Source organism: Streptomyces arenae (assembly GCF_022343545.1).
Taxonomy (GTDB): domain Bacteria; phylum Actinomycetota; class Actinomycetes; order Streptomycetales; family Streptomycetaceae; genus Streptomyces; species Streptomyces humi.
This window is the reverse complement of the sequence record NZ_JAKQYH010000018.1, coordinates 315,873-327,167: the sequence shown is the minus strand read 5'-3', so window position 1 is coordinate 327,167 and position 11,295 is coordinate 315,873. Positions and strand designations below refer to the sequence as shown.

General features: G+C 72.5%; 9 protein-coding genes. 3 read left to right on the top strand and 6 right to left on the bottom strand.

Translation table 11 applies throughout. The features are described from left to right. The first annotated feature begins 91 nt into the window (after positions 1-91). A complete protein-coding gene (locus MB828_RS10715; RefSeq protein WP_133023953.1) occupies positions 92-580 on the top strand; it encodes an Lrp/AsnC family transcriptional regulator in 489 nt (162 codons plus the stop codon). A 25-nt stretch (positions 581-605) separates the two neighbouring features. Here the strand turns inward: MB828_RS10715 and MB828_RS10710 are convergent, their stop codons facing one another. Then, positions 606-1,193 carry a TetR/AcrR family transcriptional regulator gene (locus MB828_RS10710; RefSeq protein ID WP_301647943.1) on the bottom strand — a complete coding sequence of 196 codons (588 nt, stop codon included), beginning with the start codon at positions 1,191-1,193 and terminating at the stop codon, positions 606-608. Further along, on the bottom strand, positions 1,190-2,704 hold the full coding sequence (locus MB828_RS10705) for a 3-hydroxyacyl-CoA dehydrogenase (RefSeq protein WP_046727657.1): 1,515 nt from the start codon (positions 2,702-2,704) through the stop codon (positions 1,190-1,192). The genes MB828_RS10710 and MB828_RS10705 overlap by 4 nt, the downstream gene beginning before the upstream one ends. Positions 2,705-2,853: 149 nt before the next feature. On the opposite strand from MB828_RS10705, the gene paaN reads away from it, so the two are divergent. Then, entirely contained in the window at positions 2,854-4,545 is a 1,692-nt protein-coding gene (gene paaN / locus MB828_RS10700) for a phenylacetic acid degradation protein PaaN (protein ID WP_301647942.1), read from the top strand. A 91-nt stretch (positions 4,546-4,636) separates the two neighbouring features. On the opposite strand, the gene MB828_RS10695 is transcribed toward paaN, so the two are convergent. From MB828_RS10695 to pepN, 4 genes are all read right to left on the bottom strand, one after another. After that, complete coding sequence (locus MB828_RS10695; protein ID WP_301647941.1) at positions 4,637-5,371, bottom strand: TrmH family RNA methyltransferase; 735 nt, start codon at positions 5,369-5,371, stop codon at positions 4,637-4,639. Next, a complete protein-coding gene (locus MB828_RS10690) occupies positions 5,368-6,579 on the bottom strand; it encodes an HTTM domain-containing protein (protein WP_301647940.1) in 1,212 nt (403 codons plus the stop codon). Before MB828_RS10690 ends, MB828_RS10695 begins: the two co-directional genes overlap by 4 nt. Continuing rightward, positions 6,576-7,331 carry a DUF5819 family protein gene (locus MB828_RS10685; RefSeq protein WP_301647939.1) on the bottom strand — a complete coding sequence of 252 codons (756 nt, stop codon included), beginning with the start codon at positions 7,329-7,331 and terminating at the stop codon, positions 6,576-6,578. The genes MB828_RS10690 and MB828_RS10685 overlap by 4 nt, the downstream gene beginning before the upstream one ends. A 216-nt stretch (positions 7,332-7,547) precedes the next feature. Next, complete coding sequence (pepN, locus tag MB828_RS10680) at positions 7,548-9,980, bottom strand: aminopeptidase N (RefSeq protein WP_301647938.1); 2,433 nt, start codon at positions 9,978-9,980, stop codon at positions 7,548-7,550. 160 nt (positions 9,981-10,140) lie between these two features. On the opposite strand from pepN, the gene MB828_RS10675 reads away from it, so the two are divergent. Beyond that, positions 10,141-11,283: an acyl-CoA dehydrogenase family protein gene (locus tag MB828_RS10675; protein ID WP_301647980.1), complete on the top strand. Its 1,143-nt coding sequence runs from the start codon at positions 10,141-10,143 to the stop codon at positions 11,281-11,283. Positions 11,284-11,295: the final 12 nt, after the last annotated feature.

Sequence of the window (11,295 nt, the reverse complement as noted above, 5' to 3'; positions counted from 1 at the left end):
CCCCGAGGCTGTGGACAAACGGTTCTCCACAACCTGGAATGAACGCAGTACGTCCATGGCAGGGAGGCGGGGGGACATGGCACCTGAACAAATGGCCGAAGGCCCGCAGGACCGTGCCGCGCTGCCGCCCGCCCGGCCGCTGGACGCCATCGACCAGGACATCCTGGGGATCCTCCAGGCGGACGGCCGCGCCTCGATACGGGCGGTCGCCGAACGCGTCCACGTCTCGCGCGCCAACGCCTACGCGCGTATCAACCGTCTCGTCGAGGACGGGGTGATCCGTGGTTTCGGCGCCCGGGTGGACCACGAGCGGGCCGGTCAGGGCACCTCGGCGTACATCACGCTGAAGATCGTCCAGAACAGCTGGCGCACGGTACGCGAGCGGTTGCGGCAGCTGCCCGGCGCCTCCCACATCGCCCTGGTGGGCGGGGACTTCGACGTGCTGCTCCTGGTGCACACGCCCGACAACCGGGCCTTGCGCGAGCTGGTCCTGACCCGGCTCCAGGCCATCCCCGAGGTGCTCAGCACCCGCACGCTGCTGGTGTTCGAGGAGGAGGACCTGGACCTGGACAACGGCTGACCCCCGCCGGCGGCCGGGGGTGCCGTCAGTGGGCGCGCAGACCCGTGAAGGCCAGCCGCACGACCGCGTCGGCGACCTCGCGCTCGCTCGCGCCGTGCCCGTCCGGCCGGTACCACTCCACGATCGAGTTGACCATGCCGAAGACCAGCCGGGTCGCCAGCCGCACCTCGATGTCGCCGCGCACGTCGCCCTCGGCGGCGGCCGCCTTCAGCAGGTCGGCCACCCGGTGGTCGAAGTCCCGGCGCCGCTCCAGCGCCCACCGCTCGGTGCCGGTGTTGCCCCGCACCCGCAGCAGCAGCGTCACGTAAGGCAGTTCGGTGATCAGCACCTCGACCATGCGGCGCACGACGTGCTCCAGGCGGTCGGCGGCACCGCCCACGCGCGCGGCCTCCTCGTCGAGGATCGCGAACAGGCCGTCCAGGGCCCGGCTGACCGCGCGGCGCAGCAGTTCCTCCTTGCCGGAGACGTGGTGGTAGATCGAGGACTTGGAGATGCCGGCCGCCTTGGAGAGGTGCTCCATAGAGGTGCCGTCGTAGCCGCGCTCGTTGAACACCTGGACGGCCACCGAGAGCAGCGTCTCGGGGGTGTAGGTGTCGCGCTTGGCGGTGGTCATGAGGCGCCCTCCCGCTTCTCGGTGGCGTAGGCGTGCCGGTAGAGCGCGAGGGAGGGCGCGTAGCGGCCGCTCGGGTCGCGCAGGTGCAGGTCGTCGAGGAGGTCGTAGGCGAAGTCGCGGCCCAGGCGGCGGCTCCACTCGAAGGGGCCGAGCGGGTAGTTGACGCCCAGGCGCATCGCGGTGTCGATGTCCTCCTCGGTGGCGACTCCCTTGGCGACGGCGTCGTGCGCGAGGTCGACGATCCGGGCGACCGTGCGGGCCACGATCATGCCGGGGACGTCTCCGATGACACTGACCTGCTTGCCGAGCGCCTGGAAGAGGCCCACGGCCTCGGTGAGCGTCCGGGGCAGCGTGTCGTGCCCGGCGGACAGGGCGATCCGGGTGGCGCGGCGGTAGTCCAGGGCGAGGTCGAAGTAGACGACGTCCCGGAACTCCACCGAGGTCTGGCCGTCGGCGAGGACCAGCTGGCCGCCGCTGGGCAGCACCAGGCGGGTGCCGTGGTCCTCGTCCTCCTCGCGGACCTGGATGCCGGTCTCGCGGATCATCGCGAGCAGTTCGGCGGCCGGGCCCAGGGTGCCCTCGGCGACGACGTACGCGGGTGGCTCGGCCGGTTCTGCGGTGTGCGGTTCGGGGCGTTCCGCGCCGTCCTCGTAGTCGTACCAGCCGTGCCCCGTCTTGCGGCCGAGCCGGCCGGACTCCACGAGCCGGCGCTGGGCCAGCGAGGGCGTGAAGCGGACGTCCTGGAAGAAGGCCTGCCACACGGAGTGCGTGACGGACTCGTTGACGTCCTGGCCGATCAGGTCGGTGAGTTCGAAGGCGCCCATCCGGAAGCCGCCGCTCTCGCGCAGCACCGCGTCGATGGTGGCCGGGTCGGCGGCCTGCGCCTCGTAGACCGCGAACGCCTCGGCGTAGAAGGGCCGGGCGATCCGGTTGACGATGAAGCCGGGGGTGTCCGCGCAGGCGACCGGCGTCTTGCCCCAGGAACGGGCGGTCTCGTACGCGCGCGTGGCCGACGTGACGTCGGTGGCGAACCCGGAGACCACCTCGACCAGCGGCAGCAGCGGGGCCGGGTTGAAGAAGTGCAGGCCCACCAGACGGGAGGCGCTGCGCAGGCCGCCGCCGATCGCCGTCACCGACAGCGAGGAGGTGTTGGTGGCGAGCAGACAGTCGTCGGCGACGATGTCCTCCAGGTCCCGGAACAGCTCCTGCTTGGCCTCCAGCCGCTCCAGCACGGCCTCCACGACCAGGGCGCAGTCGGCGAACTCGGTGAGCCGCTCGGCGGGCAGCAGCCGGGCGCGGGCCGCGTCCCGGTCACCGGCCGTCATCCGGTCCCGCTCGACGAGCCGGTCGAGGCGGGCGCCGATCGCCGCGGCCGCCTCGGCGGCCCGCCCGGGGACGGTGTCGTACAGCCGGACGGGATGGCCCGCGACGAGTGCGACCTGCGCGATGCCCTGGCCCATGGTGCCGCTGCCGACGACGCCCACGGTGCTGCTGAGGTCGAGTGCTGTCATGTGCGCGATCCTCCCGCACGGGGTTTTCCACAGATGCGGCAGGCCCCCTTGTCCCGACCGATCGTTCGGTTACTCTAACCCTGTCCGGCTGTTTCTGCCCAGGTCATGAGCTCGAAGGGGAGCTCACCCGAACGAGGAGTTGGTCCCGCATGACCGCCGAACTCACCGTGCACGAGCTGATCGCCAAGCACCGGCCCACACTTGACCAGGCGCTCGAGGCGATCCGCACGCGCGCGTACTGGTCCCCGCACCCCGAGCACCCCAAGGCCTACGGCGAGCACGGCAGCCTGGACGCGGCGGCGGGCAAGGCAGCCTTCGACGCCCTCCTCGGCAACCGCGTCGACCTCGGCCAGCCCGGCACCGACGACTGGGTGGGCGGCGAGGTCTCCCCCTACGGCATCGAGCTGGGCGTGACCTACCCGCACGCCGACGTCGACACACTGCTGCCGGCCATGCGGGCCGGGCAGCGCGCGTGGCGTGACGCGGGCGCGGAGGCGCGCGCCGTGGTGTGCCTGGAGATCCTCAAGCGGATCAGCGACCGCACCCACGAGTTCGCGCACGCCGTCATGCACACCAGCGGGCAGGCGTTCATGATGGCGTTCCAGGCGGGCGGCCCGCACGCCCAGGACCGCGGCCTGGAGGCGGTGGCCTACGCGTACGCGGAGCAGGTCCGCACCCCTGACACGGCCGAGTGGAGCAAGCCGCAGGGCAAGCGCGACCCGCTCGCGCTGACGAAGACGTTCAAGCCGGTCCCGCGCGGGACCGCCCTGGTCATCGGCTGCAACACGTTCCCGACGTGGAACGGCTACCCCGGTCTGTTCGCCTCCCTCGCCACCGGCAACGCGGTCCTGGTCAAGCCCCACCCGCGCGCGGTGCTGCCGCTGGCTCTCACCGTGCAGGTGGCCCGCCAGGTCCTGGCCGAGGCCGGCTTCGACCCGAACCTGGTCGCCCTGACCGCCGAGCGCCCCGGCGAGGGCATCGCGAAGACGCTCGCCACCCGTCCCGACATCAAGATCATCGACTACACCGGGTCCACCGCCTTCGGCGACTGGCTGGAGGCCAACGCCCGGCAGGCGCAGGTGTACACGGAGAAGGCCGGCGTCAACACGGTGTTGGTGGAGTCGACCGACAACTACAAGGGGGCGCTGGCCAACCTGGCGTTCTCGCTGTCCCTCTACAGCGGCCAGATGTGCACCACCCCGCAGAACCTGCTGATCCCCCGCGACGGCATCCGCACCGACGAGGGCCCGAAGTCGTACGACGAGGTGGTCGCCGACATCGCCCGCGCGGTCGACGGCCTGCTCGGCGACGACGTCCGCGCGAATGCGCTGCTCGGCGCGATCGTCAACCCCGACGTCAAGGCCCGCCTGGAGGCCGCCGCCGGGCTCGGCGAGGTCGCCCTCGCCTCCCGGGAGATCGCCAACCCGGAGTTCCCGGACGCGGTGGTCCGCACCCCGGTGATCGTCAAGCTGGACGGGGCCAAGCCGGACGACGAGGCCGCCTACATGAGCGAGTGCTTCGGCCCGGTCTCCTTCGCGGTGGCCGTCGACTCGGCCGCCGACGCGGTGGAACTGCTGCGGCGGACGGTACGGGAGAAGGGCGCGATGACGGTCGGCGCGTACACGGTCGACGCCGACGTGGAGCGCGCCGTCGAGGAGGTCTGCCTGGAGGAGGCGGCCCAGCTGTCCCTGAACCTGGTCGGCGGGGTGTACGTGAACCAGACGGCCGCGTTCTCCGACTTCCACGGGTCGGGCGGCAACGCGGCGGCGAACGCGGCCCTGACGGACGGCGCATTCGTAGCCAACCGCTTCCGCGTGATCGAGGTACGCCGAGAGGCATGACCGCCACATCAGGCCGGTGCTCGCACTCTCGGGTGCCGGCCGTTGGTGTCGTGTGGTGCCGTCGGGGCTGAGGGCGCGCTGGCAGGGGCTCCTAGAAGGCGCTCCAGTGGTACAGGGTCATCGCCACGCTTGTTGCCAGGTTGTAGCTGCTCACCTGGGGGCGCATCGGCAGGCGGAGGAGGTGGTCGGCACGCGCGCGCAGGTCGGCCGAGAGTCCCGTGCGCTCCGAGCCGAACGCGAGGACGGCGTCGTCCGGGAGCTTCGTGCCCCGGATGTCCTCGCCCTCCGGGTCCAGCGCGTACACCGGCCCGTCCGGCAGCCCGGCCACCGCCATGCGCTCCACCGCCGTCGCGAAGTGCAGGCCCGCGCCGCCCCGCACCACCGTCGGGTGCCAGGGGTCGAGCGGGCCCGTCGTGATGACTCCCGTCGCCCCGAAGCCCGCCGCCAGGCGGATCACCGCACCCGCGTTGCCGAGGTTGCGGGGCTCGTCGAGGACCACGATCGGCGCGGTGCGCGGAGCGTACGCCAGCCTGTTCAGGTTGGCCTCGCGGGACGGTCGTACGGCCAGGGCGGCGACGCCCGTGGGATGCGGCCGCGGCACGAGCGTGGCGTACGACGCCGCGTCCACCTCGGTCAGCAGCGCGTCCAGCGCCTCCTGTACGTCCGGAGCCAGTTCGCCGGCCAGGGCCAGCGTCGCCGCCCGGTCCGTCGTGACCGCCACCGGCACCTGCGCGCCGAAGCGCAGCGCGTGCTTGAGGGCGTGGAAGCCGTCCAGCAGGACGGCCGAGCCGGCCTGCCGTGCCCAGTGGTCGAGGGGGTCGGTCATGCCCCGAAGCCTACGCGGGGCTGTTCGCCGGCCTCGGGGGAGCGCGGCACGGGCAGCGGCCGGCCCTCGCGCCGCAGCACCCGGTCACGCGCGCGTGCCGCCCAGCCGCCGAGACGGCGCAGGAAGGACGTCGGCAGGAAGACCGAGTCCGCCGCGATCATCGCGAGGGAGAAGAAGGGCAGCCCGAGGACGACCGCGATCACCGCGTGCTCGGTCATCATCGCGGCCAGCAGCACGTTCTTGACACGCCGGTTGAAGAGCGTGAACGGGAAGGCGACCTGCACCATCACGGTGCCGTAGGTCACCAGCATCACCATCGTGCCGTTGGCGGACAGCAGGTCGGCGAGAGCCGGCCAGGGTGAGAAGTAGTCCAGGTGGAGCGGGTAGTAGACGGCCGTGCCGTCCTGCCAGCGGGAACCCTGGATCTTGTACCAGCCGGCGGTGGCGTAGATCAGACAGGCCTCGGCCATGATCACGAAGACCGCGCCGTTGTGCAGGACATCGGCGATCACGTCCAGCAGGATCCGCGGCTCGGGGGTGCGCGCCCAGCGGCCCACCGCCCACCACAGGGCGGTGCCCGCCCACGTCGCCCACATGAGGGCCGGGATCAGCCAGCCGCCTCCGGTACGGCCGGTGAGGGCCGCCGCGCCCAGCACGAGTCCGCAGACCGCCCACAGGGCGGGGCCGACCCGGTCGGCGCGCACCGGCTCGCCGAGCGCGCGTGCCGTGCTCGCGCGGGCCGCCCTGCGCGCGTCCAGGGACCACACCTGGCCGCAGCGGGTGAACACCAGGTAGACGGACATCAGGTGCAGCACGTTGTCGCCGCCGTCGCCCATGAAGACGCTGCGGTTCTGAAGGGACAGCACACCCACCATGAACAGCACCGACGTGGCACGGGTGCGCCAGCCCGCCAGCAGCAGGGCACTGGAGAGCACCGCCAGGAAGTAGCAGAGCTCGAAGAAGACCCGGCCGTCGGAGACCAGCAGCGCCGTGAAGGCGTGGTTGTCGGCGGTCAGCTGCTGGGCCAGGCCGAAGCTCCAGGGGCCGTCGGGGCCGTACAGCTCCTGGCGGTGCGGGTACTCGCGCAGCAGGAACAGCAGCCAGGTGGCGGCGAAGCCGATCCGGACGACGGCCGTCTGGTACGGGCCGAGCGCCGACCCGGTCACCCGGGCGATGGCGCGGGACAGGCACAGGGCGAGACGGCTCACCGCACGCCCCCGTTCGCCTCGTCGGACGTGACCGTCCACCAGGGCAGCACCCGGTAGACGGGGGCGTCCGAGACCTTCTCGCCGCTCCAGTCCGGCGGGGGCACGTTGGTGGTGCTGGAACGCACCTCGACGCGCTGGATGGTCCCCTTCTCGCTGGTGGCGTCCTGTTCGTACATGCGCATCACGACGATCCGACGCAGGTACTGCTCGGACAGGGAGCCGCGCATGCCGATCGGGCGGTTGTCGGTGCCGTGCGTGGTGACGAAGAAGTCCCAGGCCCGGCGGAGCTCGTTCTGCACGGTGTGGCTCGGCAGCAGACTGCCGTCGATCGCCTTGCCGTCCTGGACCGAGAGGTCGTTCCAGCCGGTGGTGGTCGTGGTGCCGTCCGGCATCAGCACGTCGGCGCGCACCTGCACGGCGATGTTCTGCTGGAGCGGGTTGGGCGCGAAGAGCTTCCAGTTCTGCTCGAACTCCGGGTACACCCACTCCTCGATCGCCTTGCCGTGCTGCCTGGTCACCGTGTTCGCCGGCGCGACGCTCAGGAACACCATCCCGAGATGCACACAGACGACGACCGCGACCAGGGCCAGGGCGAGGGCCGCGCCCACCTGGTAGCGGGGCGAGAGCGCGGCGACACCGGTACGAGGGCCGGCGGGTGCGCCCACGGCGACGGGCGGTACGTCGGCGGCGACCGGGGGTGGGCCAAGGGAGCCGGCTGGGACATCGGCCGGCTCCTCGTCGTACGCGTCCATGCCCGCCCCGTTCGCCGATCCCGCCGCACTGTCCGGACGGCCGGTCCGGGACCGCCCGTGTGCCGCCGCCCGGCACTCGCACGGAACGGTACTCAGCACCGGCCGCCGGGCGCAGCCCCGGGGACGGTCCCGTGGACGTGGCAGTCACCACTCCGGAAGGTGCCACGAGCGCCCCGGCAACCGGTGCCGGGGCGCCCGGGCCGAGGTCACCGCAGGTCAGACGGTTACGGTCCGGGAGCGGAGCATCCGGCGGACGGCGTCCGAGCGTTCCAGAAGGGAGTTGCGGACCACGGGGGCCGCTTGCCGGGCGGCCTGCTGGGCCTTCTCGACATACGCGGCGTCGACGGCGAACAGCGGGAAGAGCTGGAACGTGTAGGCCATCGCCGGGATCATGCCGCCCTGGTCCAGGCCGGGGACCGCGTCGAGGTAGTACTCGGGGTAGGGGGCGAGCTGGGCGTCCTGGCCGGGGCGCCAGAAGGAGGCGGCCACCGTGCCCACCAGTTGGACGGGCACCGCGCGGTCCACGGCCAGCCGCTGCCAGACCTCGGCCTTCGCCGCGGCGTCCGGGAGAGCGGCCCGGACGGTGAGGGCACGGACCCAGGCCTCGGGGTCGGGGTCGCGTTCGAGCAGGGCGGCGGACTCGGTGGCGACGTCACCACCGAGTTCGGCCTCCCGGACGAGGACGCGCCAGCGCAGGTCGATGTCGTCGCCCGCCTGGTCACGCAGCCAGCCGAGGCTCTCCGCGTCCGCGGTGCGGGCCAGGCCGCGCAGGGCGACCTGGCGGCGGCCCGGGTCGGCGGCGAGCCGACGGCAGACCTCGGCCACGGCCTGCGTCAGGGCGGGGCGTTCGCCGGGCGGGGCCCAGAGTTCGGCGATGTTGGTGGTGAGGGTCAGACAGGGCTCGATCACCGCGTCGGACGTCTCGGCCGCGAGGACCGCGGTGAGGCAGCGTCCGGCCTCGGCGGCGGTGGCCTCGCCGGCCGTCAGCATGTCCCAGACGGTGGCGGCGGCCACGCCCCGGGAGATGGCCGTGGGCAGCAGGGCGGCGGCACGCAGGAAGGTGTCGCGGGTGGCGGCGTCGGGGCGGGCGGTGGCGAAGGTGAGGTCGTCGTCGTTGATGAGGAGCAGGTCGGCGGTGGCGGGCAGACCGCTGACGGGGGTGCGGACCTCGTTGACCTCGACGCGGACGAGCGAGGTGCGCTCCAGGGCCTCGCCGTGACGGTCGTACGCGCCGACCGCCAGGACCTGGGGGCGCGGGGTGCCGTCGGCGACCAGGGTGACGGTGTCACCGTCGTGCTCCAGGGTGAAGCGGTCGGTGCCGGCCGTCTCCAGCCAGGCCTTCCGCCAGCCGGTCAGGTCACGTCCGCTCGCCTCGGCGAGGGCGTCGATCAGGTCCTGGAGGGTGGTGGTCCCCCAGGCGTGCCGGGCGAAGTAGGCGGCCATGCCGATGCGGAAGCGGTCCTCACCGACGTAGGTCATCAGCTGGTGGAGGACGGAGGCGCCCTTGGGGTAGGTGATGTTGTCGAAGATCGACGCGGCCTGCGCGACGTCGTGGATGGGCTGGTGGATCGGGTGCGAGACCGGGCCCTGGTCGGAGAGGTAGGCCTTGAGCTTGTCGCTCGCGAGGTGGCCGGCCCAGGCGTCGGTGTGGCGGGTGGCGCCCTCGGCGGCCCAGTGGCAGGCGAACTCGGCGAAGGCCTCGTTCAGCCAGAGGTCGTCCCACCAGCGCATGGTGACGATGTTGCCGAACCACATGTGTGCCATCTCGTGCAGCAGCACCACGGCCAGCAGCTCCCGCTCTGCGGGCGTCGGTTCGGCCCGTCGCAGGAACCCGTCCGACCAGGTCACACAGCCGTAGTTCTCCATCGCGCCGCCGAACTCCGGCATGAACACCTGGTCGTACTTGCGCTGCGGGAACGGCATCGCGAAGGCCTCGGCGTAGAAGGCGAGGCCCTGCCGGGTCAGGGTGAAGATCTCGTCGGCGTCGCGTTCGAGGATGTCGGCGAGCGAACGGCGGGCGTAGATGCCGAGGTCGTGGCCGTCGGCCTCGCGGCGGATACCGTGGAAGGGGCCCGCGTTGACGACGGTGTTGTACACGGACAGCGGCGGGGTGTCCGGGAAGGTCCAGCGGCGGGCCTCGCCCTGCTCCTCGACGCGCGGACCGCCGGAGTTGCTGAGCACGGTCCAGGCGGCCGGGGCGGTGACGGTGAAGGCGTGCGGGGCCTTCAGGTCGGGCTGGTCGAAGCAGGCCCAGACGTACCGGGCCTCGTCGGGTTCGAAGCTCGTCCAGACGTAGACCTCGCCGTCGGCGGGGTCGGTCGCCCTGTGCACGCCCTCGCCGGCCGCGGTGTCGGCCTGGACGCTCTCCACGCGCAGCACGTTGTGCGCGGCGAGGCCGGGCAGCGGTATCCGGCCGTCGCCGGAGGGGGTGAGCGGGGTGCCGTTCAGGGTGGCGGCCGTGACCTCTGCCGCGCAGTCGACGAAGGTCTCGGCGCCCGGCTCGGAGCAGCTGAAGGTGATGGTGGAGACAGCGCGGATCTCCGGTCCTTCGGGCAGGGCGGTGAGGTCGATGTCCACGTCGTACCGGTCGACCGAGATCAGCGCGGCCCGGCTCTCGGCCTCGGCACGGGTCAGGCTTCGGATCCCCATGGTGTCCTCCCTCGTGTGTCCGTCCCCGTCGGCGGACAGCGGCCGACAGCGTACGACGGCGGGCACCAGCGGTCGCAGCGGTTTTAGGTTCCCTTCTTCTAGAACCTGTTCTATCTTGACGGACCGTCAGATCAGCGTGGACCGCCGGGAGGACAGGACCGTGGACTTCACCTTCACCGAGGAGCAGTTGGCGGCGGCCGAGGCGGCACGGGGGGTGTTCGCCGGGGTGGCGCCGGACGCGGCGCCGAGCCCGGCGCTCACCACCGGCGCCGTGGCCGAGGGCTTCGACCGGGAACTGTGGGACAGGCTGGCGGCCGCGGACCTGCTGAGTCTGCCGCTGGCAGCGGAGTACGGCGGTTCGGGCCAGGACGCCATCGCGCTGTGCCTGGTGCTGCGGGAGTCGGCGAAGGTGCTGGCCCGGGTGCCGTTGCTGGAACACGGCGCGGCCCTGGCGACCCTGCAGGCCTACGGGAACGAGGAGTTGCGGGACCGGCTGCTGTCACGGGCGGGGCGCGGCGAGCTGGTGCTGACCGTGGCCGCGAGCGGACGCACCGGGCACGACGCGGCGGAACTGGCGGTGACCGCGCGACGGGACGGTGCCGAGTGGGTGCTGGAGGGGGTGCAGACGGCGGTGCCATGGGCGTACGACGCCGATCTCGTCGTCGTACCCGCGCACACCGACACCGACCGGAACGTGCTGGCCCTGGTGGCGCCGGGGGCCCCGGGAGCGGACGGGGTCACGCTCGCCGAGCAGGTGTCGACCAGCGGGGAACGCCTCGGTGAGCTGCGGCTGGAGTCGGTACGGGTCGCCGCGGGGGACGTGGTGGCGGAGCCCGGGGCCTGGGAGTGGCTGCGGGAGCTGCTCGCGACGGGGACGTGTGCGCTGGCGCTCGGCATCGGTGACCGGGTGCTGCGGCTGACCAGCGATTACACCGGGAAGCGGGAGCAGTTCGGGCATCCGATCGCCACCTTCCAGGCGGTGGCCGTGCAGACCGCCGACCGGTACATCGACCTGCGGGCGATGGAGGCGACACTGTGGCAGGCGGCCTGGCGGATCGCGTCGGGAGCGGCCGGGGCGCTGCCCCTGGCGGGGGACGTGGCCGTGGCCAAGATCTGGGCGGCGGAGGGGGTGCGGCGGGTGGTGCAGACCGCGCAGCATCTGCACGGGGGGTTCGGGGCCGACACGGAGTACGTGCTGCACCGGTACCACGCCTGGGCGAAGCAGACCGAGCTGGCGCTCGGCGGGGCGGGGGCCCATGAGGAGGCGCTGGGGGATCTGCTGGCCGCCTACCCGCTGGGGTAGGGGAGGGAGACG

Bases quoted from the DNA above. Each gene is read 5' to 3' on its own strand.
- MB828_RS10715 (WP_133023953.1), top strand. From the start codon at position 92: ATGGCCGAAGGCCCGCAGGACCGTGCCGCGCTGCCGCCCGCCCGGCCG.
- MB828_RS10710 (WP_301647943.1), bottom strand. From the start codon at position 1,193: ATGACCACCGCCAAGCGCGACACCTACACCCCCGAGACGCTGCTCTCG.
- MB828_RS10705 (WP_046727657.1), bottom strand. From the start codon at position 2,704: ATGACAGCACTCGACCTCAGCAGCACCGTGGGCGTCGTCGGCAGCGGC.
- paaN (WP_301647942.1), top strand. From the start codon at position 2,854: ATGACCGCCGAACTCACCGTGCACGAGCTGATCGCCAAGCACCGGCCC.
- MB828_RS10695 (WP_301647941.1), bottom strand. From the start codon at position 5,371: ATGACCGACCCCCTCGACCACTGGGCACGGCAGGCCGGCTCGGCCGTC.
- MB828_RS10685 (WP_301647939.1), bottom strand. From the start codon at position 7,331: ATGGACGCGTACGACGAGGAGCCGGCCGATGTCCCAGCCGGCTCCCTT.
- pepN (WP_301647938.1), bottom strand. From the start codon at position 9,980: ATGGGGATCCGAAGCCTGACCCGTGCCGAGGCCGAGAGCCGGGCCGCG.